The organism is Streptomyces sp. ALI-76-A (assembly GCF_030287445.1).
In the GTDB taxonomy this organism is placed as follows: Bacteria; Actinomycetota; Actinomycetes; order Streptomycetales; family Streptomycetaceae; genus Streptomyces.
The window spans coordinates 1,143,335-1,160,661 of record NZ_JASVWB010000002.1 but is presented as its reverse complement, the minus strand read 5'-3'; the positions used below and the strand labels follow the sequence as shown (position 1 = coordinate 1,160,661).

The following is a 17,327-nucleotide window of genomic DNA, read 5'->3' as shown; positions in this document are numbered from 1 at the left end:
AGGCCGGCGCGGCCATACCCGCACACTGCGGAGTGCAGTACAGGCCGAGGTACACCGGGTCCTGGGCGCGGAGGCCCAGACCTTTGCCGCACGTCTTGCAGCGCTGCCGGGCGGGGAAGAGCTTCTCCTTGCTTGTCGTGGTCATCGAATCGGCCGTCCTTCCCGCTCGCGTTCAAGCTTCAACTGCTTCCTGGTCGCCTCCCGGGCCTTGTCCCGGAGGTAGATCGCCTCCTTGTGCGTGATCGGCGCGTCGTGGAGGTTGTGCGAGCCCCGCAAGAAGTTCTCCGTACGGTCGGCGATGGAGTACGCCAGCGCCTGCTCGACCACCGCGCTGGTCTGGCGCACCTCGCCCAACTCGTCGCGCAGTTTGCGCAGCAACCCGTCCCGCTCGCGTTCAGCGGCCTCGATGTTCGCCAGGCGTGCCACCACGCTGCCCAGCAGCGGGTCGCGGGAGCGGAACAGCTCGACGGCGCGCTCGGTGGCAGGATCGGCATCAAGGTGCAGGTCGAGCTGCGCCAGCAGGAACGCCGTCACCAGCGTGCCCTGGCTCAGCCGCTGGCTGAACTCCCGAGCAGCGCTGTCGCTCACGCCCAGCTCGCGGACTGCGGCTGTTCGCAGCTGCTCCCGCAGCGCGTTCATGATGCTCTCGGGCAGCGCCTTGATGTGCGGCTGGCTCTGCACGCCGGCGAGCCGGAAGCCCGACTGGGGGAGCGTGGCGGCTGCGTCGGTGGTGCTACCCGTGCCCCCCTTCGAGGCCGCACTCTGGACGGCGTCCTGATGGTCGGTGAGCTGCAGCGAGCCGGGCGTTACATGCTCGGGTTCATCCGGTGAGGCGACGACGTCATGAGCAGCGACTTCGGCTGCGGCGGCGTCCTCGACGTCCGGCTGTGCCCCGGGAGCCGGAACAGCATCGGCCGCAGGGCCCGCCGGCGCACCGCCCGGGAGCACCCCGGCAGTTCCTCCCTGTCCACCGCCGGCACCACCACCACGCTGGTTGGATCCCCCGGCCCGCTGTGAGTCGCCGGCGTCGGGCTCGTGGTCCGGCTCCAGCTCCAGGCGATCCTCTTCGGCGTCCACGTCGGGATCAGCCTGCGGGCCTTCAACCTCGAGTTGAGAGTCGCCGTCGACGGCCTCATCGAGCCGCACCTCCGGCTCGGGCGTTGCCACCTCAGGCTCAGGCTGTGCCGCCTGGGCCTGGACGCGCTTGAGCTCCTCGCTCCCGCCGCGCCGGTAGGCGTCGAGGAACGACGTGTCCACCTCCATCACCTCGGCGGTGGGTGTGGCCGCTTCCAGCATCTCTGCGAAGTCCCGGCTCATCCGAGCTCACCGTCCTCCTCGTCATCCAGGAGGTAGTTGTCGCCGCGGGTGAGCCCGATCAGCGAGTCGAAGCCCGTGGTGACGACGCGTTCGAGGTTCGCCGAGTTCTTCGCCAGCGCCGCGACCTGGTCGACGAGCTCGTTGAGCCGCGCGATCTCCAGGGTCGGCAGGTCGTAGTCGAGGTTCTCACGCCGGATCTTCTCGACCACCGCCTCGGCCACGTACTCGTTCACCGAGGAGAAACCGCGCTTGTCGGCCCAGTACTCCGCGCGCTGTTTGTCGTCCGGATCCAGCCGGACGAACATGCCCTGGCGGCCACTACTGCTGCTCTGCGTCGCGCCCGGCGGCTTCTTCTTCATGCCACGCACGGGCTGCGTCGTCTTCTCCAACTCCTGTGTGACGGTCATGCGCGGCTTCTCCCTGCCTTGTCTGACTGATCTATGAGGCCATCTTGTCAATGCTACTTGATACGTCAAATGCGCTCTTTGTGCTTCTGCTCAAATACCAGTAGAGTCGCAGCAGCGCCCAGTCAGTCCCCCCTGGCGGCGCATCGCCGCAGCAGGTGGCCCTGCTCGATTCCTTTCCTCTCGGACGGGGCCACCTGCTGCGGACCACACCACCTTCGCGTGACGGCGAGAAGAGAAAAGGGCCGGTGCGACACACATTGCACCGGCCCTTCGTCTGTCTGATGGACTCCCACTCAGGAGCCGGGCATGGGATCCGGCGGCGGGTTCGTCGTGCAGTCGGCAAGCCCCTGGGTGAACCTCGGCGACTGCCAGATCGCCTTGTCCTTGTCGCTGGGCAGATGCTCGACGATCGACCCAGTGCCAAGGCGTGCGCCGCCGGCGAAGAAGTGCAGCGCCTCCTGACTGAAGCCCGCGTCGTAGACCAGAGTCGACAGGCACTGGCCGGCCGCCGCGTAGGTCTTCTTCTGACTCTCGTCCCGGGCGTAGGAGGAGAACATCGAGACCAGGCCCTTGGTGAGCTCGATGGACGAGTTGACCGGCTGATCCGCGCGGACCGGGTATGCCGGCTTCAGGTTCGGTTTGCCAGCTACAGGCTTCGCGGCTGCCTTCGGCGGCACGTAGCTCTGAGTGTTGGGGCTGCTGCCGTTCGGAAGTAGAGCCTTGTCGATGCACGCGTCGAAGTCCTCGCGCAGCGACCGCGAGGCCAGGAGCGCAGCGTCGTCCTCGCTCACCTTGTTCAGTCCGTCGATGACTGCACCCATGTCGTCGCCGTCGGCCTTGATGATGTAGGCCAGCGCCTCCTCCGGCATTCCCGCCTTCCGCACTGCGCTGGCTAGGCAGGCCCCGCCGTCCTTGCTGGAACTCCCGGTGCCCTGGAAGGCGAGCTTGCCCAGCGCCTCGCCGAGGGCCATATCGGTGACCTTGACGGTGCTCACGGTCGCACTCGGCGCAGACGGCGCCTGGGTTGTGCTGCCGTCGCCACTGGAGCATCCGGCGAGTAGAACGCCCGCGGCCACCGCGAGTGCTGCAGCCGCGGGCGCAGCCTTCCTCGTCCTCCAGGTCTTCATCGCTTCTCACCTCGCCTCTCCTGTCGCCGACCAGTCCGATTGAATCGACTGGCCTTCGAGGGTATCTTATCCAAATGCTTATCGAGTGGCAGTCTGTGATGAGTCAGAATGCCGCGAGGTAAGGGGGTGCAGAGGGCGCGCCGAGCGGGGCTCGGGCGCGCAGGGTGCCTGCGGGTCTGTTTGGCGCTCGGGGATCAACGGAGTTGATCCGGAGGGCTCTGCGACACGTCGTGCGCGTGTCGGCTACGGGTGGCCCCCTGGCGGGCGGCTGTTCGTGGGCTTCTCACCTCCTCCTACGAAGGACTGCTCGCCATGACTGCTCTTGCTTCTGCTCGGGCCACCACCGGCGTCGATCCGCTGACGCTCACGCTGCTCGTGAGCAGTGACCAGAAGACCTGGCACCCGATCGTCTTCGAGGGTGAGAGCCCGGCCTACGTCGACACAGGCCGCGGCCTGGCTCAAGGAACGGCCGTACCTCTCCGTCGAGATGGACGACTCGACCTGCTACGGCCAGTTCCCGCGGACCTTCAATGCGTTGTTCGCGTCCATCACCCGCGACCAGCAGCTCGTGCAGGTGCACACGCTCTGACGCGCATGCGGCCCTCTAAACGAGAGATAGGACGGACCGTGACTCTGTCTGCTGTGCACGTCCCTGCACCCATGAAGTCCGGGCCGGTCGTCTACACCGACCAGCAGCTCCTGCACGTGCTCATCCACCTGGCGCAGGGAGAGAGCACCCTGGGACGTCGCACCTTCGAGCAGCGACGCAGGGGCACCGATCCATCAGCTCCGCTCTACGAGCGCCGCTTCGGCAGCTGGAACCGTGCGCTGGAGCTCGCGGGTCTCGCCGTGATCGAACAGCCCCAGCAGCTCCAGACTGCGACGACAAAGTGGACCCAGGAGCAGCTCATTGCCGCGATCCGGCAGTGCCTGCGGGAGACGGGATCCACGGCGCTAGCAACCTACGAGGCCTGGCGCACGGATCCGGCGGACCTGAAGGGTGATGTCCCGCCGGCCACCACCATCCGCTTCCGGATGGGCAGTTGGTCGCGGGCCACAGAGCTGGCTTGCGGCTGAAATTCATCGGTATGTGCGCAACCGTTCCTTTCGCGCTGCGCGCCGTTCAGCCCTGCGTAAATCCCACTATGACCGAGCCGAGGACCCCATGACCGTCATCGCCGCACCGATCGCTGACCTCCTCCTGGCCGACGCTGCGCCGGCCGAGATGACCCGTACGGTCACCGCGCCTGAACTGCTCGGCGTCGCCGCGCAGCTGCCCGAGCTGGAGTGGTGCCGCTTCTGCTCCTACGACGAGACCAGCGAGCCGGGCCTGCCCCGCGACATCGTCAAATGCACCGTCGAACCCGCCCTGCCGCCCGAGGACTGGGACCCGCGCTGGGGCCAGGGCCCGCTGTACGAGGTCACCTACCTCTCCTGCGGCCACACCCTCGCCGAGCTCTGCGAGTCGGCGGCTCCCACGCTCCACTCTCCGAAAGCACCTTCCCCTTGCACCCCCTGACGGCATTACAGAGCCTGGCGCTCCTCTTCATCGTGCTGGCCATCGTCGCCTGCATCCTCTGGATCGCCCGTGAGATCAGCGCCCAGACCCAGACGCCGACACCGGCCGCGCAGCGCCCGGAGACCGACGGGTCCACACCCATCGTGCGCATCGCGGTCCACCGGCCGAACGAGCCCTACGACCACGAGAAGCACGGTCTCTGAAGACCAGCACTCCATTCATCTGACCGCCCTCAACTCCCACGCCTGGGGCTGCCGTCCATCATCGAAGAGGAAGGAATCCGCACCGCATGACCAATTCCCGACGGAATCGGATCACCACAGTCGAGGGTCGGCAAGGAACCACGGCGCGCGGCCAGTCGCCGACCCGTCACGAGTCGCACCTGGCGCCCGTGAATCTGACCAAGCCGTACGTCTACGGGCAGAGCGATCCGGCATCCCGGCCGGTGGTGCGGGAGATCAAGCGGCGTAACCGGCGCAGCGCTCGGGACGTCGTCAAGTCCGTGCTGTCGCGGGCGACGCGCATGGCCGAGCGGCCCACCGAGCGCTCGGAGGGTGAGCCGACGGTCCGGGAGCAGCTGACGTACGCGCGCATCGTGATCGACGACATGCTCCTCGACCTGGACGCCGGTGACGTGAAGGAGCAAGACGCCCGGTCCCTGCTGCGGACGGTCGAGGACATCTACGCCCAGGTGTCGGGCGTCGAGGTGATCGAGGTCGAAGACGCGAGCGCGTCAGCAAAAGGGCGAGCCTCAGTTCCGAATGAAGGTCCGTGAGTACGAGGGGCGCAATTCCAGTCAGGCATTTGTTGTGCACGTCGATGGAACGCGCACGCCCATCAGCGGGGAGGAATGAACGTGACGAACAAGGAGACCGAGACGGACAACGAGCCAGAGACGTATGTCAGGTATTTGGCGTTCAGCAGGGAGGTCCGGCCGATCGGTGAGCCGATCACTCATGCCGAGGACTCAGCAGAAATGCTGGCGGAGAACGAGACGCTGGTGCGGGCCCGGCCGCATTACCACGTGCCGACCAGTCAAAGTTGCCTCACGGTGGTCCGGTCGCCGTTCTCCTTTGAGGCGTACGTAAAGCGTGTGATCTGCGACGACATGGTCCTGGTCGAATTCGCCTGGAAAACCGAAAGCGCACCGTGGCAGATGACGGGCGCGTTCAAGCCAAGCGAACTGCACAAGGTGCATTCCTGCGAGTGTGCCGCATGTAAGGGAAAGAACGGAATTCAGGAAAAGGACGGGGCGTAATTCAATGCCGAAGATTACCGAGCTGGGCATGGACGACGACCTTCCCGGTGCGCGATGGGCCCGCGAGACGAAGACGCAGATGATCACGGACGGTGCGGAGCCAGGCATCCACCGGCTCGAGCGGCTGCCGTCCTACGAGGGCTACGCCGGTATGTGCGCGTGCGGGTTCCGGACGCCGCAGCCCTCGTACGAGCACATGGGCGACCTGACCAGGCTCATCTGGGAGCACCTGGAACGGGACGTCTTCCCGCCGGTCGATGAGGCCCTGCTGCTGAAGGAAGCCCAGTTGATCAAACTCGGCGACCTGATCGGCTACCACCGCCTGGTCGAGGCGACCGAAGAGCACGGCATCCGGTACGTGGGCTGGCTCGTCGCCGGAACGCGCGGATCGATGCGCCTCAAGGACGGCGCGGAGTTCGGCGCCTTCCAGGGCTCGTGGATCAAGTTCAGCACCGAGAAGCAGGAGGGCTGAACATGGCAGTCGTCGGCTACACGTATGCACACGACAATCTCTGCCCCTCCTGCACAGTCGGACGGATGCGAGCGAACGACATCAAGGTCGCCCGCAGCAGTGAGCAGGACGAAGCCATCCGACGGGCCGCCGAGCGGGTCGGAGTCGACTACAGCGACGAGCGTTCCTACGACTCCGGCGACTTCCCGAAGACGATCACCAGCCAACAGACCCGCACGGAGCTGACCGAGCTGCCGGACGGAGAGCGCGGCGAGATCAAGGACGAGAAGTGCGACCGGTGCGGGAAGTGGATGAAGCTCGGGGAGAAGTCGCCGACCGAGACCGGTCTGACCCGCTGGGTCCGCGACGACTACGAGCTGCCGCAGGCCCTGGCCCGAGAGATCGCCAGGAAGTTGCGCGAGTGGGGCCTGTCGCACCCGGAATTCATCACGGAGGGCAACGTCCGCCAGGCCGCCGCGATGTTCCCGCATGACTACGCCACCGTGCACCTCTCCGGCGACGCGAGCCTCGGGCTGATGCCGGCGCCCGAATACGACGAGGACCCGTGCTTCTACTGCGAGCAGCCGTACGAGAAGCACACGTTCGTCTGTGAGACGTGCGGCACGAACGTTCCGGCCGACATCAAGCACTCCCACCAGGTCCCGGTCAAGGGACAGCTCAAGTTCCGCACGATCAACAAGTAAGGGAACCAAAAATGGACGATCTGGTATTCGAAGACCCCCCGGCTCCGCGGAAAACCAATCCCGCATACGAGGCTGTAGCCGAAGCGCTACGCAAGCGGCCCCGCGAATGAGCCAGGGTGGGCGCATTCCCGTCGGCACCCATGATGGCCAGCAACATCAAGCGCGGCAGGCCGAAGGCATTCGAGCCCGCCGGAGCATTCGATGCGGCATCGCGCAAGGTCGAGGACGAGACGGTTCTGTACGTGCAATACGTCGGTGAAGCGAAAGACTCGGAGGAACCGTCTTGATTCTGCTGATGGGTCGCTTTGATTCCGGCGGCAATCTCATCATCGAGTCGTCGGACCAATTCCCCGACGGCCACCCGAAAGCCGAAATCGACGCTCTGGTTGCCGAGAAGGTCGGTGACGACCCCAACGGGTGGGCGCATTCATACCTGGTGGACTCGCACAGCCGGGCTGTAAATGAGGCGTACCAAGAGGTCGTCAGAGACGTCGACGACGAGAATTCAACCGTCATCGACAATGTCTGGGGCGTCCGGGTCGACGACTGAAACCTGCCCGAACGACGAGCACGAATGCCGGACGGCATTCGGCGGGTTCGATTCCCGCGCCGGGCACCAACCCATTCACCGCTAGTACCTGGGAGGGAAAATGTTTTCCATCGGCGATTTGGTCCGCTTCGACCTCGAAACCGCGCAAGGTTTCACCGAGCAGCACTACGCGACCATCGAGCAGTTCCGGAAGCGGGACCGCAACAACTACCGGCGCCCGCCCACCAATCCGTACGCCGCCTTCCTGGCCCCCGAGCACGCCAGTACACAGGTGCTGCCGCTGGCGAAGTTGACCCCGGCGGTCGACGACTTCGAGATCGTCACCGACCCCACCGCGGTCCACGCGGGCGCAGGCGATTGGAACGACTACCACTACCGGTGCCTGCGCTGCGCGGGCTACAGCTACAAGAGCGCCCAGGTCATGGCGGTCCACAAGAAGTCCGGCCAGCGGGTGCGCCTGTGCGACGACTGCTTCGAACCCCGCGAGCTGGCCCTGCTCGGCCACGAGGTCTTGTGGTACCAGCGGAACAGCAAGGACAGCATTCTGGCCCTGCGCGCCAGCCCGGAGCTGATCACCGGCGCGGCCAGCAACTCCTTCTACGAGAAGTCCGACGGCGAGTCCTACCGGGAGTGGGCCGACGCCTTCCCCTGGCTCGTCCCCGGCCCCGCCGCCGAGCTGTACAAGAAGTGGAAGGAGGAGCAGCGTGCGTCAGCCACTGCCTGAACACCGGACCACCCTGTCCGTGCGAATCGTCCGGCAGGGCAAGCCCACGGGGAAGTACCTCGACTCCCGCATGAAAATCGAAGACCTGGAAGACCAGGACGCAGCAGAAATCCGCGCGGGCAAGGCGCTGCTGCTGGAGGTACAGCTCATTCGCAAGTCCAGAGCCACATCCTTGCCCATGGTGGTGGAAACGCTGTTCAACCGGGTCGCCCCGCCCGAATCCGTCGGTAGCTACAGCCATCCCGAGCAGATCATCGACCCGTACCTGCGAAGAGACGCCACGGACCTGTGGGCCTCCGAATTCCGCACGCTGGAGCTTCAGCACGTTCGTTTCCGGGGCCGTACGTACCTGGTGCTGAGCCTGGAAGACACCGACCGAGAGCACGCCGACGAGGGCTATCTGACCGGCTACGGGATCTGCCGACGAGTCGACTATGCACCCAGCGGAAATCCCTGCAACCCCAAACGACTTCCGCTGCACGAGCTGAAGCCAGTGACAAAGAGAATCACATGACCGGAAAGACCGTACAAGGCTGGACGATCGTCCACTCCAAGCGCGCGAAGTGGCGCGAGGAATACGACGGCGTATTCCTCGGTAAGCGTGACGGCATGTGGATTACGGGCCGGATGTTCCTCGGGAAGAGCATGCGCGACGGATTCACCGAGAGCGGCGAGTGGCGCGGCGCAACCCAGTTCACCGACCCGGCGATGCACGAGGCGTACCGGGCCCATCTGGCGCTCCAGGACTATATCCGGCAGGCAGAGGACGCCGGGGACTGCTGGGATGGGATGTTCAATCAGCAGGCACAGACGGCGATCGACCGGCACTGGGCCGGGCAGGTACCGCTGACCGGTGTCCACGACATGTCAGCCGGGTGGGTGCATCCAGGCCTGGGCGGAGACGTCCGCGGCCACACCTGCATGCTCCCGGCCGTGGACGCCAAGTACGAGCTGCTGGCCTACATGCGCCGCTCGTACGTGGTGAATGACGCCTTCCGCGAGTTCGTCCTGAGAGACGACCGCTCCCGTCTCAAGGAGGCGTACGAGACCGCAATCCAGGCCGCCGGCCCGGTCAAATTCTCGGTGGCCGGTGACCACTTCTCGCTCAGCTTCGACGGCTCCTACAACGACAACGACTCGCTGTGGCGCACCACTCGACGCAACCCGCACCCCAACCGAAAGGGCGACTGACCGTGCGCTGCTCCACCGATCCCCGCCTCGTCGCCCCCTCGGAGGACCCGTGTGAGGGCGACGCCACGCACATGCTGCTGGGCTCGATCCGCGACGCGGAGAGCGGCAAGCGAGAGCCTTTCATGGACCCGGTGTGCAAGCTGTGCGGAGAGTCCTACGTCCGACGGCCCGCCTTGAAGGCCCGCATCGTGCCGCTGCGCATCTACATCCCGACGCCCGAGTTCAAGGACATCGCCGGGGGACATCGACTGGTCGACCACCCGTTCCACGAGGCGGCCTGCCACGACTGCCTTCTGCTGGGAACGGTGGAGTACTTCCGACAGGGGCGGCAGAAGAGGCTGCATGGCTGCTGTGCCCGGCCCGAGTCAGTGAACAGCGACGTGCTGACCAACCGCGCCGCGTACCAAACACTCACGCTCGACGAGCTGGCCGGCCTCTGGTGGAGGTACACGACCCACGATCTCGGCATGGGCATTGAGGACTGGCGTCTGATCGCGAACCATCCCTGCCTGGCCGCCACGTTCACCTTCCGCGACCGCGAGTACGGTCTGCGGCACTCCCAGGACGGCACCTACATCTGGGCCGAGAAGCCGGAGAACCGGGGCCGCCTCCGGCCCGACCGGATCAACACCCAGTACGAGACCACCTACAAGCAGGTCGTCTTCCACATCCACGGCCTGGAGAACAAGTACGAGAACACGTACTTCATCACCTGGACCCCCGGCCGTCAGGACGTCATTCTCCACGCCGCCGAGGGGCAGATCAGAGCCGTGCTGCGCCTGACCGGCCTGACACGCCCCGGTGACCCGCTGGCCGAGGTGACCGACGCCGTGTGCGACACCTTCGGTGCCATTGCCGACATCACTTTCCAGACCCGCATCTACGAATAAGAGACAGCCATGTCCGAACCGCACTTCCACTACGAGGCCCTCAACCGGGACGGCACCCGTTTCGCGGTGCACGAAGGCGCCCCCGGCGCCGCCCGCGAGACCTGGCGCTACCTCGGCATCGTCTACGAGACCGCCGGGGCCGGATGGGTTGCCGACTGGGGCACCCGGGGCCACGTCGCCATGCCCGGATTCAAGGACAGCGACGACGCGGCCGGCGCCCTCTACTGGTTCGCCCCGCCGGCGCAATCCTTCGGCAGCCGGCCGGCCGGCAAGACCGCCTCCCGCATGGACGAGCAGCCCGACACGGAAGAGTCCTACCGGGTGCGGCCCTCTCTCATTCCTCACCCCGGCGTCCTCGTTTCCCTCATGCCCATGCGGGACAGCGGGGACTTCCTGGTCGACTGCAACACCTGGGGCGTGGGCAGCGGCATCGGCTACCTCCAGCACCACGAGGACAGGCAGTTCGACGTCCGGATCGACAACAAGGTGATCGGCGAGACGGAGGGCCCGGAGGCAGGCATGTGGGCCGTGCTCAAGGACTTCACCGGCAGCAGCTTCTACGAGCGGCTCTTGGCCGACTTCACGCCGTCCGGAAAGGGGAACCTTACGTCCGAACGCGACATCGTCGACGTCCACAAGCTTCCGCCCTACTACAAGGCCGACCTCAACCATCTGCTGCCGGTGGAGCAGTCGTTGCACGGTCGCCATGAGCTGATCATCGGCGACATCACCCGGTACCGCGCAGGCATTGAGTACTACGCACCGATTGCCCCCACCGAAGACGGCAGGCTCCGGGGCGGCACACTCACCCTGAGCGAGGCGCAGGCCCGCCATATCTACGCTCAGCTCGGCGAGCTGTTCAAGCGTTGGGACCTGGAGAACGAACGTGAGGCCGAATGGTCGAGCCGCCCACACTTCAGTGCCTGGATGACCTACGGCACCGGTCACCTCTCTCAGCCACACATGGATGTTTCGGTATGGCAGGACAAGCTGACCGGCGAGCACCCGGGGGACGAGCGGGCATGGTCGCCCGACTATGACACGCCTGCTGCGTTCAGCGAGCGCACCACGATCGCCGCCAAGGGCGGAGACCCCGAGGGCGGCAAGCGCGAGGCTGAGCGGCTTCTGAGCGATGCTGGGTGGCGAGTGATCGGCGAATGGCGAGACGCCGACGACATGGCGCTGATCGTTAGCGTCGCCCGCACAGAGGACTGAATCGCCGCTTCTATGGGCGTGTTACAGCACCGACTAACAACGGTTGCCCGCTGGCAGCGGCATCGTCTTCACATCCGACGTCCGTACTTCCGCCGGGGCCAGCTCAGGGACCTCCACCATCGAGCCGTCCCGCGTACGGACCGAGCGCAGACGCACCGGATTCACCGCGACGTATCGCCGTGCCGTCGCCCACTCGTATTAACGACACGGACATCGTGGTCGCCATGCCTCCACGGGACCGCTGACCTGCGGCTGACGCATGTCGTCGCCGGACGGCGGCCGCCCGCTACCGGCCGCCGATCGACCGGATCACCGCCGCCGCGTCCCGGTCGCCCCGCAGGGAGACGTCCGTAGCGAGGATCACCAGCTTTCCGGCCATCCCCATCAGCATGCTCGGCAGGATGCACTCCGGGTCCGAGCCCGCTGCGGCGATCCGGGCGAAGGACTTCTCCAGCCCGCTGGAGAAGTCCGCCTCCAGAGAGACACCCTGCTCCTCCGGGGAGCACGCCTCGGGGACGGTGAGGTGTTCCATGCTGCGGTCGGCCATGAGGCAGGCCAGGCGGGTGCACTCCTCATCGAGGGCGGTCATGTCGACATACACGCGGGTCTCCTTCTCCGGTAGGCCAGGTCTCCTGCATACCGGACGGCACCGTCAGCGAGTGAGGAACGCTATAGCGGGTCGCCGGGTTCGGTGACGACCTCCCGGTCGACAACCCACTTGCGGATGATCCGCTGGGCTCCGTCGTCCTCGACGGCGACGAACTGGACAACGACGGCGGGGTCGTGGGTGTAGAGCCCGACCCATCCCTTGTACGTGGTGCGGGCGACGGCGGGGTTGTCCCAGGAGCCGGTGACGGCCGGGCCGTCCTCCACGAACTGGAGGATCGCCCGGTACGCCGTCATCGCCCGTCTCCGCCGGCCGCGGCGCTCTCGTCGGCGAACGGGCTCGGCGAGTGGGCGACGACGTCCGGGTGCAGCGCGGGTGCGATCTCTTTGAGGTCGGGGTGGCCGGCGGCGACCTCGCGCAGCAGCCGGGTGAAGGTGACGTGATCGAGCCGGCGGCCGGTGCGGGAGACCAGTAGCGGGCCCTCGGTCTCGGTGGAGTGCGGGGCCTTGTGGGTGCGCACCGGCAGGTACTCGTCCAGTGCCCACACCAGCGGGCGGGGGATGGAGGTGAGCGGGCCGACGGCGGAGGCGCTGTTGTTCTTGACCGGCAGTCTCCAGGTGGGACCGGCCTGGTCGTCGCGCTGGACGTACTGCATGACGGCCGCGATGGACTGGCCCGGGCGCAGGCCCGCGAGGGTCATGTAGGTGGCGAGGCGGGCGCGTTCGGGGTGGGGGCCGCAGTAGCGGTCGGCGGCGGTGCGCAGCGCGTCGGTCTGGAACCGGGTGAGGGTCTCGCGCGCGGCCGGCGGGGTGGGCCCGGCGAGCGCACGCCGGGGCGGCAGGTTCCAGCGGGCGGCGCCGAGGTCATCCTCGCAGTGGGCGTAGAAGCTGCGGATGGCGGAGACGGCGCGGCCGCGGGAGGTGGCGGCGAGCGGGGCACCGTCGAAGGCGGTGAGGCGTGCGGCCCAGTCCTGGATGTGCAGGGGCTCGAAGTGCCAGACGAATTCGCCGATGTAGGTGAACCAGTCCTGCTTCCAGCCGGGCGGGGCGTCGATCCCGGCGAGGTAGAGGCCGTAACGGTACTTGGTGTCCTCGTCCCAGACGCGCCCGATGACCTGCTGGCCGTCGGGCCGGACGTACGAACCGGCGAGCCAGCCGTGCAGGATCGCGTAGGGGTCCGGGGCCTGGGTATGGGAGTCCATCCCGTCACTCTACGAATCGGGCGTGCTGTCCCGGTCCGGGAGTCCCGGCTGGTCCTGTTGCAGCAGCTGACCGTCAGGGAGCAGGTCACCCTGCCGCAGGAAGGCGGCCATCCACAGAACTCCCTCCACGAACCCGTCCCTGTGCTCGGGGGACGCGGCGGCCACGTTGCTCGCCTGGTACCGCTCGGCATAACCGTCGGCCCACCGGGCGACTGCCAGATGGTTGCGATAGATGTCCGCATGCGGGCCAGTAAGCGCCTCGGCTGCCCTTTCAGGGCGCCAGTCGATCTCTGTCTTGTCGAAGTCGAGGAGCTGCTCGTCGTTCTCGTCCATGCCTGAAAGCTAGCCGTCAGGCGGCCGGAAACAGCTCATCCTCCGGGCGCGGTTCGGGACTGCGCACGGCCGTATCCGTAGAAGCGCTGAACTTTAAGGAACAGACCGGTGCTCCTTTTGCTCCTACGACGAGACGCACGTCAAGAAGCAGTGGGCCGAGCTGACGCTGGCCGCGATCATCGAGTAGGAGGGCACCGGTGAGCGACGTGAAAGAGCACCTGGCGAAGATGCTGCGGATCGTCGGCATTGAGAAGATCACCGCGCGGGACATCGAGAAGGTGTGGGTCCGCATCCGGATGTGGGAGGACGCCGTACGGTGCTCCCGCTGGGACGCTGACGCCGACGAGCAGCGGTTCACAAGGCCTGAGGAAGTCCGCGAGAACGTCGGCGTGGCCGCAGCCGACGGTACGAAGAAGCTGACGGACGCCCAGTTCGACAGGCAGCTCGCCCACAACGTTCGGGTCGAGGCCGAGAAGTCGTACGCATCCCTCACCCGCTTCAACTGAACGGGCCACGATGAATGAGCTGTACGACGAGAAGGTCTGGCAAGACGCCTACCAGAGCGCGGAGGAGAGAGGTCTCGACGACATCGACGCCCGGGAGCAGAGCGGCGACGAACTAGCCGCCGCCGTTGCCGGGTTCTCTTCATCTTCAAGAGGAACCCCTGACCAATGAAGATCGCCGTTGTCAGCTCGACCGCGCTGCTCACCACGCCGTGGAGCAGCCTCCACCACATGCCGCTTCCCGCACCTAGCGACTTGGCCCAGGATCTTGTGCGGTCCTACCGCCTGATCGGACGACTACAGCAGGCGCACCAGGCAGAAGGCAGCGCAGAAGAGTGGCAGTCCGCAATGAGGATCATCACGGACGCAGCCGCAGCACGGGCCAGGACCAGCTCCAGCTATATCGAGAAGATCCGGCAGCTGGCTGCCGACAAAACGTACCTGATCGACAACGGGCTCTGTCACGAAGAACAGTAGACCCAAGGACGCCGCAACAACTCAGCGGCTCACCTGGGCGTCCATCACGCTGATGACCCGTCGTCTCACCCGGAAACCGGCGCGACGGTCACCACGAACAGCGTCGGCTGCCCTGCCGCTCGCCGCCTGACGACCAACATCAATCTCGCAACCGTCACGACCGTCACCCTGCACACCGACCCGCAACCCGCACGTTTGTCGACGGGCTGCGGCTCCATTCGCCACGCTATGCGTCGGGCAGGTAGTCCAGCCTCTGCAGGATGAACGGCTCCCCCTGCGAGCTGGGGGAACAGGTCCAATCGACCATGCGCACACGGTACTCCCGCTGCCGCTCGTACTCCTCGCCGTCCTCACCGGTCACCCAGTCGCACCACAAGATCTGCTCGTCGATCCGCGGCACGGCGGGCAGATCGACGTCTGGCTCGACCCCTTCCACCCGGCACCGACACCGCATACCTCGCCTTCGAGGACTTCGACAACGAGGGCAGCAACGACAACGTCGCCGTCGAGACCATGCACGGCGCACTGGCCGACGAGATCGAGGTGATGAACCGAGCCCGGGCCGCCTTCTACGACCTGATGGTCAAACGCAACATGGACCTCATCAGCGCCGGCTCTTCGGCCGCCCCACCTCCTGAAAATCTCAATGGCTACACCCTCGTCGAGCACGAGAACCTGGCCAACTTCGTGGTCGCCGTCGCGGTCACCCCGAAGCTGGAGGCCAGGGCCGAGCAGCATATGGGCGTGATCTTCGACGACTATGCGAAGGCCGACACCGCCGCGAACGAGATCAACGACTGGGCCTGCGTCCAAAACGAAGACGGCGAGCCGCTGTACCCGAACCGCGTCGCGCACCTGACCGGCTTCTCGAAGTGCCGGGTCGACGGACGCCGTCTCTACATTCCGACCACCACCCCCGACACCGCGATCAAGGAGAGCTGACCGTGCAGGAGCCGAAGTTCAACCCGCCCTACGGCGGCGCCATCAACCACGTCACCGATCCCGCCGAGCATCACGGCTACCTGCACATGGTCGCCTGGGCCGTAGAGATCGGGTCCCACGCCGAGTACATCAAGGATCGGTGTGCGAAGGGGAAGGCCGCAGGCGCCCCACTGGACACCCTGTACGAGCGTTCGGGTCCCTGCGGGGTCGGTACTCGAGAGTGGGTGCGGTTCAGCGACATCGACACCACCGGCCACGACGCGGCCCGCGGGTTCGTACGCATCGAGCACTACGTGCGGGAGCTGGTGCGCTACCAGCACGCCGTTGCTCAGTACCGTAAGTGGCACAGGACGGCGCCGCCGCTCAAGACGTTCACGGTCACGATCACAGCTCCGATCACCACGACCGTCCGTGCGCTGGACCAGGAGGACGCGCACCGGACGGCGATAGCTGGCTGGGTGCCGAGCCCGGATGGCACCGCAACGGCCCGCCTGAACGGACCGCCCGGAGCGTGGGTCGCGAAGTTCAACGGCACCCCGAGCGTCAAGGAGGTCCGGCGATGAGCCCGATCGAGCTGCGCACACTGATCCATACCGCGCTGAACAAGAAGGCCGGCACACAGTACGGCGACATCCTCACCGTCGAACCAATCCCGCCCGTGCCCGGCGAGCCGGTGCGCCTGCGGGTGCAGGCGCCGGACCCGATGGGCGCGATCCGCACCCACCTGATCGAGATCAGCGAGGAGAGCTGACGCCGCCTGCTTCCGTCGCCCCCGGCCGGGGGAACACGTCGACGTGCTCGTCGGCGATGCCGAGCCGGTCGGCCGCCTGTTCCGGTGTCAGCCGGGACACGCCGGCCAGTCCCCCTTGCGCGACGTGTAGTTCTCGACGAACCCGCCCTCGCCGACCGGTTCGTCTGTCCGCTCGCGGGTGCTCATGACGTACACGCCCGCCTCGTCGCCTGCCCGCTCGACAGCGCCCCGCAGCCGCCCGTACGTCGCGGCGTCGAGGGTGCCCTCGGCACGCAGCGCGTCGAGTACGCCGAGGGCGTTGTCTTCCAAGGTGCGGCCGGCGTCGTCAGACGCTTTGAGAACCATCGCGATCCCCTCGAGGTCGACGTCGCCGTCGGCGTACATGGCGGTCAGCTCGCCGAGCACGCGCCCCGCGTCGTTGGGCACGAGGTACGGCCGATAGCCGAAGGGGCGCCGTACGCGCGTCTCGCGGTCGTCCTGGTGGCTGGTCTGCTCGGTCACGGTGTCTCTCCGGTGTTCATCGGCGCGGGCCGTTCTGCGAGCGAAAGCCTGCCAGAAACCACGGTTGTTCGGGATGTGCCGCGGCGCCCTGCGGGACCCGCCCGGCGGGGTGCCGAGCGGGTCCCGCAGGGGCGGCCGGTCAGTCTTCCCAGTGCATCTCAGGTACTGCGGGCAGCCCGGCGTCTTCTCGGCGCTGCATCTCACGTCGTACGGCGTCGGCCGACTCCTCACTGAGCCCGCCGAAGTGCTGTCCAAGCAGCGTGTCGCGGTGCGCGTCCGGCTCGGCGTCCATGTCGTCGATCGTGGCTGCCTCTGTTGCTACTTCCGCCCAGAGCTTCCCGTTCACGTCTTCGATCACTCGGACATGCATCGCGGCATCGCCGGAACTGCCCAGGGATCCGTACCACTCTCCGTGTTCACGCGTAGCGGCCTTGACGTCTCCGGAGGCGAATGCCCGCTTCACGTACCTCGCATCGCGCACGAATGTGCTTGTCGCCTGATCGAGGCGACTGTCAATCGCCGCGATGGCTGCCTCGCCGGCCTTTTCGATCGTCGCGTGCTGCGTGAACGCCCCGTTGATCGACAGCAGATAAGCAGTCATGACCGCATTGTCGCGTTCCACGGCCATCGGCGCGGCCTATTCTGCGACTTCCAACCTG

General features: G+C 66.5%; 31 protein-coding genes. 21 read left to right on the top strand and 10 right to left on the bottom strand.

Annotation, left to right across the window (positions count from 1 at the left end; translation table 11 throughout):
* Nucleotides 1-141: 141 nt before the first annotated feature.
* The 3 genes from QQS16_RS06085 to QQS16_RS06075 all read right to left on the bottom strand — a co-directional run bounded on the left by QQS16_RS06085 (nucleotide 142) and on the right by QQS16_RS06075 (nucleotide 2,719).
* Nucleotides 142-1,317, bottom strand: coding sequence for a hypothetical protein (locus QQS16_RS06085; RefSeq protein ID WP_286060590.1), 1,176 nt, complete (start codon nucleotides 1,315-1,317; stop codon nucleotides 142-144).
* Nucleotides 1,314-1,724: a hypothetical protein gene (locus QQS16_RS06080; RefSeq protein WP_286060589.1), complete on the bottom strand. Its 411-nt coding sequence runs from the start codon at nucleotides 1,722-1,724 to the stop codon at nucleotides 1,314-1,316. The genes QQS16_RS06085 and QQS16_RS06080 overlap by 4 nt, the downstream gene beginning before the upstream one ends.
* Nucleotides 1,725-2,017: 293 nt before the next feature.
* On the bottom strand, nucleotides 2,018-2,719 hold the full coding sequence (locus QQS16_RS06075) for a hypothetical protein (protein ID WP_286060588.1): 702 nt from the start codon (nucleotides 2,717-2,719) through the stop codon (nucleotides 2,018-2,020).
* 550 nt (nucleotides 2,720-3,269) lie between these two features.
* Here QQS16_RS06075 and QQS16_RS06070 point away from each other — a divergent pair.
* The 15 genes from QQS16_RS06070 (at nucleotide 3,270) to QQS16_RS06000 (ending at nucleotide 11,353) form a co-directional block, all read left to right on the top strand.
* On the top strand, nucleotides 3,270-3,440 hold the full coding sequence (locus QQS16_RS06070) for a hypothetical protein (protein WP_286060587.1): 171 nt from the start codon (nucleotides 3,270-3,272) through the stop codon (nucleotides 3,438-3,440).
* 71 nt (nucleotides 3,441-3,511) lie between these two features.
* On the top strand, nucleotides 3,512-3,928 hold the full coding sequence (locus QQS16_RS06065) for a homing endonuclease associated repeat-containing protein (RefSeq protein ID WP_286060586.1): 417 nt from the start codon (nucleotides 3,512-3,514) through the stop codon (nucleotides 3,926-3,928).
* 88 nt (nucleotides 3,929-4,016) lie between these two features.
* Complete coding sequence (locus tag QQS16_RS06060) at nucleotides 4,017-4,370, top strand: hypothetical protein (protein ID WP_286060585.1); 354 nt, start codon at nucleotides 4,017-4,019, stop codon at nucleotides 4,368-4,370.
* Nucleotides 4,358-4,573 carry a hypothetical protein gene (locus QQS16_RS06055; RefSeq protein WP_286060584.1) on the top strand — a complete coding sequence of 72 codons (216 nt, stop codon included), beginning with the start codon at nucleotides 4,358-4,360 and terminating at the stop codon, nucleotides 4,571-4,573. Before QQS16_RS06060 ends, QQS16_RS06055 begins: the two co-directional genes overlap by 13 nt.
* A gap of 188 nt (nucleotides 4,574-4,761) precedes the next feature.
* Nucleotides 4,762-5,145, top strand: coding sequence for a hypothetical protein (locus tag QQS16_RS06050; RefSeq protein WP_286060583.1), 384 nt, complete (start codon nucleotides 4,762-4,764; stop codon nucleotides 5,143-5,145).
* A gap of 81 nt (nucleotides 5,146-5,226) precedes the next feature.
* Entirely contained in the window at nucleotides 5,227-5,628 is a 402-nt protein-coding gene (locus tag QQS16_RS06045) for a hypothetical protein (protein ID WP_286060582.1), read from the top strand.
* A 4-nt stretch (nucleotides 5,629-5,632) separates the two neighbouring features.
* Entirely contained in the window at nucleotides 5,633-6,100 is a 468-nt protein-coding gene (locus tag QQS16_RS06040) for a hypothetical protein (RefSeq protein ID WP_286060581.1), read from the top strand.
* A gap of 65 nt (nucleotides 6,101-6,165) precedes the next feature.
* Complete coding sequence (locus QQS16_RS06035) at nucleotides 6,166-6,783, top strand: hypothetical protein (protein ID WP_286060580.1); 618 nt, start codon at nucleotides 6,166-6,168, stop codon at nucleotides 6,781-6,783.
* Between the two features lie 140 nt (nucleotides 6,784-6,923).
* Nucleotides 6,924-7,070 carry a hypothetical protein gene (locus QQS16_RS06030; protein WP_286060579.1) on the top strand — a complete coding sequence of 49 codons (147 nt, stop codon included), beginning with the start codon at nucleotides 6,924-6,926 and terminating at the stop codon, nucleotides 7,068-7,070.
* Nucleotides 7,067-7,333: a hypothetical protein gene (locus tag QQS16_RS06025; RefSeq protein WP_286060578.1), complete on the top strand. Its 267-nt coding sequence runs from the start codon at nucleotides 7,067-7,069 to the stop codon at nucleotides 7,331-7,333. The genes QQS16_RS06030 and QQS16_RS06025 overlap by 4 nt, the downstream gene beginning before the upstream one ends.
* Before the next feature lie 100 nt (nucleotides 7,334-7,433).
* Nucleotides 7,434-8,057: a hypothetical protein gene (locus QQS16_RS06020; RefSeq protein WP_286060577.1), complete on the top strand. Its 624-nt coding sequence runs from the start codon at nucleotides 7,434-7,436 to the stop codon at nucleotides 8,055-8,057.
* Nucleotides 8,038-8,571 (top strand): hypothetical protein, encoded by a 534-nt coding sequence (locus QQS16_RS06015; protein ID WP_286060576.1) that lies wholly within the window; start codon nucleotides 8,038-8,040, stop codon nucleotides 8,569-8,571. Before QQS16_RS06020 ends, QQS16_RS06015 begins: the two co-directional genes overlap by 20 nt.
* Nucleotides 8,568-9,248, top strand: coding sequence for a hypothetical protein (locus QQS16_RS06010; protein WP_286060575.1), 681 nt, complete (start codon nucleotides 8,568-8,570; stop codon nucleotides 9,246-9,248). Before QQS16_RS06015 ends, QQS16_RS06010 begins: the two co-directional genes overlap by 4 nt.
* 2 nt (nucleotides 9,249-9,250) lie before the next feature.
* Complete coding sequence (locus QQS16_RS06005) at nucleotides 9,251-10,138, top strand: hypothetical protein (RefSeq protein WP_286060574.1); 888 nt, start codon at nucleotides 9,251-9,253, stop codon at nucleotides 10,136-10,138.
* A 9-nt stretch (nucleotides 10,139-10,147) separates the two neighbouring features.
* Nucleotides 10,148-11,353 (top strand): hypothetical protein, encoded by a 1,206-nt coding sequence (locus tag QQS16_RS06000; protein ID WP_286060573.1) that lies wholly within the window; start codon nucleotides 10,148-10,150, stop codon nucleotides 11,351-11,353.
* Between the two features lie 286 nt (nucleotides 11,354-11,639).
* Here the strand turns inward: QQS16_RS06000 and QQS16_RS05995 are convergent, their stop codons facing one another.
* From QQS16_RS05995 to QQS16_RS05980, 4 genes are all read right to left on the bottom strand, one after another.
* Complete coding sequence (locus QQS16_RS05995) at nucleotides 11,640-11,954, bottom strand: hypothetical protein (protein ID WP_286060572.1); 315 nt, start codon at nucleotides 11,952-11,954, stop codon at nucleotides 11,640-11,642.
* A gap of 68 nt (nucleotides 11,955-12,022) precedes the next feature.
* Nucleotides 12,023-12,256 (bottom strand): hypothetical protein, encoded by a 234-nt coding sequence (locus tag QQS16_RS05990; RefSeq protein ID WP_286060571.1) that lies wholly within the window; start codon nucleotides 12,254-12,256, stop codon nucleotides 12,023-12,025.
* Nucleotides 12,253-13,161: a site-specific integrase gene (locus tag QQS16_RS05985; protein WP_286060570.1), complete on the bottom strand. Its 909-nt coding sequence runs from the start codon at nucleotides 13,159-13,161 to the stop codon at nucleotides 12,253-12,255. Before QQS16_RS05985 ends, QQS16_RS05990 begins: the two co-directional genes overlap by 4 nt.
* A 9-nt stretch (nucleotides 13,162-13,170) precedes the next feature.
* A complete protein-coding gene (locus QQS16_RS05980) occupies nucleotides 13,171-13,494 on the bottom strand; it encodes a hypothetical protein (RefSeq protein WP_286060569.1) in 324 nt (107 codons plus the stop codon).
* Nucleotides 13,495-13,691: 197 nt separating this feature from the next.
* Here QQS16_RS05980 and QQS16_RS05975 point away from each other — a divergent pair, with 197 nt between their 5' ends.
* The 3 genes from QQS16_RS05975 to QQS16_RS05965 are packed head-to-tail and all read left to right on the top strand — an operon-like array spanning nucleotide 13,692 to nucleotide 14,474.
* Complete coding sequence (locus tag QQS16_RS05975; protein WP_286060568.1) at nucleotides 13,692-14,000, top strand: hypothetical protein; 309 nt, start codon at nucleotides 13,692-13,694, stop codon at nucleotides 13,998-14,000.
* Between the two features lie 10 nt (nucleotides 14,001-14,010).
* Nucleotides 14,011-14,169 (top strand): hypothetical protein, encoded by a 159-nt coding sequence (locus QQS16_RS05970; RefSeq protein ID WP_286060567.1) that lies wholly within the window; start codon nucleotides 14,011-14,013, stop codon nucleotides 14,167-14,169.
* Complete coding sequence (locus QQS16_RS05965; protein WP_286060566.1) at nucleotides 14,166-14,474, top strand: hypothetical protein; 309 nt, start codon at nucleotides 14,166-14,168, stop codon at nucleotides 14,472-14,474. Before QQS16_RS05970 ends, QQS16_RS05965 begins: the two co-directional genes overlap by 4 nt.
* A 226-nt stretch (nucleotides 14,475-14,700) precedes the next feature.
* Here the strand turns inward: QQS16_RS05965 and QQS16_RS05960 are convergent, their stop codons facing one another.
* The gene (locus QQS16_RS05960; RefSeq protein ID WP_286060565.1) at nucleotides 14,701-14,910 is read right to left on the bottom strand and encodes a hypothetical protein; all 210 of its coding nucleotides are present in this window, start codon (nucleotides 14,908-14,910) and stop codon (nucleotides 14,701-14,703) included.
* A 77-nt stretch (nucleotides 14,911-14,987) separates the two neighbouring features.
* Between QQS16_RS05960 and QQS16_RS05955 the strand changes: the two genes are divergently transcribed.
* From QQS16_RS05955 to QQS16_RS05945, 3 genes are read left to right on the top strand one after another with little or no spacing between them, the layout of a single operon-like run.
* Entirely contained in the window at nucleotides 14,988-15,416 is a 429-nt protein-coding gene (locus tag QQS16_RS05955; RefSeq protein WP_286060564.1) for a hypothetical protein, read from the top strand.
* A gap of 2 nt (nucleotides 15,417-15,418) precedes the next feature.
* On the top strand, nucleotides 15,419-15,979 hold the full coding sequence (locus QQS16_RS05950) for a hypothetical protein (RefSeq protein ID WP_286060563.1): 561 nt from the start codon (nucleotides 15,419-15,421) through the stop codon (nucleotides 15,977-15,979).
* Nucleotides 15,976-16,167, top strand: coding sequence for a hypothetical protein (locus QQS16_RS05945; RefSeq protein ID WP_286060562.1), 192 nt, complete (start codon nucleotides 15,976-15,978; stop codon nucleotides 16,165-16,167). Before QQS16_RS05950 ends, QQS16_RS05945 begins: the two co-directional genes overlap by 4 nt.
* 87 nt (nucleotides 16,168-16,254) lie before the next feature.
* Here the strand turns inward: QQS16_RS05945 and QQS16_RS05940 are convergent, their stop codons facing one another.
* Nucleotides 16,255-16,668, bottom strand: a complete 414-nt coding sequence (locus QQS16_RS05940) for a hypothetical protein (protein WP_286060561.1) — start codon at nucleotides 16,666-16,668, stop codon at nucleotides 16,255-16,257.
* A gap of 139 nt (nucleotides 16,669-16,807) precedes the next feature.
* On the bottom strand, nucleotides 16,808-17,269 hold the full coding sequence (locus QQS16_RS05935; protein WP_286060560.1) for a hypothetical protein: 462 nt from the start codon (nucleotides 17,267-17,269) through the stop codon (nucleotides 16,808-16,810).
* Nucleotides 17,270-17,327 lie beyond the last annotated feature (58 nt).

Coding starts and splice junctions, on each gene's coding strand:
- QQS16_RS05990 (WP_286060571.1), bottom strand. CDS start 12,256: ATGACGGCGTACCGGGCGATCCTCCAGTTCGTGGAGGACGGCCCGGCC.
- QQS16_RS06085 (WP_286060590.1), bottom strand. CDS start 1,317: ATGAGCCGGGACTTCGCAGAGATGCTGGAAGCGGCCACACCCACCGCC.
- QQS16_RS06035 (WP_286060580.1), top strand. CDS start 6,166: ATGCGAGCGAACGACATCAAGGTCGCCCGCAGCAGTGAGCAGGACGAA.
- QQS16_RS06040 (WP_286060581.1), top strand. CDS start 5,633: ATGCCGAAGATTACCGAGCTGGGCATGGACGACGACCTTCCCGGTGCG.
- QQS16_RS05955 (WP_286060564.1), top strand. CDS start 14,988: ATGCACGGCGCACTGGCCGACGAGATCGAGGTGATGAACCGAGCCCGG.
- QQS16_RS05980 (WP_286060569.1), bottom strand. CDS start 13,494: ATGGACGAGAACGACGAGCAGCTCCTCGACTTCGACAAGACAGAGATC.
- QQS16_RS06010 (WP_286060575.1), top strand. CDS start 8,568: ATGACCGGAAAGACCGTACAAGGCTGGACGATCGTCCACTCCAAGCGC.
- QQS16_RS06030 (WP_286060579.1), top strand. CDS start 6,924: ATGATGGCCAGCAACATCAAGCGCGGCAGGCCGAAGGCATTCGAGCCC.
- QQS16_RS06020 (WP_286060577.1), top strand. CDS start 7,434: ATGTTTTCCATCGGCGATTTGGTCCGCTTCGACCTCGAAACCGCGCAA.
- QQS16_RS06080 (WP_286060589.1), bottom strand. CDS start 1,724: ATGACCGTCACACAGGAGTTGGAGAAGACGACGCAGCCCGTGCGTGGC.
- QQS16_RS05985 (WP_286060570.1), bottom strand. CDS start 13,161: ATGGACTCCCATACCCAGGCCCCGGACCCCTACGCGATCCTGCACGGC.
- QQS16_RS06065 (WP_286060586.1), top strand. CDS start 3,512: ATGAAGTCCGGGCCGGTCGTCTACACCGACCAGCAGCTCCTGCACGTG.
- QQS16_RS05965 (WP_286060566.1), top strand. CDS start 14,166: ATGAAGATCGCCGTTGTCAGCTCGACCGCGCTGCTCACCACGCCGTGG.
- QQS16_RS06060 (WP_286060585.1), top strand. CDS start 4,017: ATGACCGTCATCGCCGCACCGATCGCTGACCTCCTCCTGGCCGACGCT.
- QQS16_RS06000 (WP_286060573.1), top strand. CDS start 10,148: ATGTCCGAACCGCACTTCCACTACGAGGCCCTCAACCGGGACGGCACC.
- QQS16_RS05970 (WP_286060567.1), top strand. CDS start 14,011: ATGAATGAGCTGTACGACGAGAAGGTCTGGCAAGACGCCTACCAGAGC.
- QQS16_RS05935 (WP_286060560.1), bottom strand. CDS start 17,269: ATGACTGCTTATCTGCTGTCGATCAACGGGGCGTTCACGCAGCACGCG.
- QQS16_RS05945 (WP_286060562.1), top strand. CDS start 15,976: ATGAGCCCGATCGAGCTGCGCACACTGATCCATACCGCGCTGAACAAG.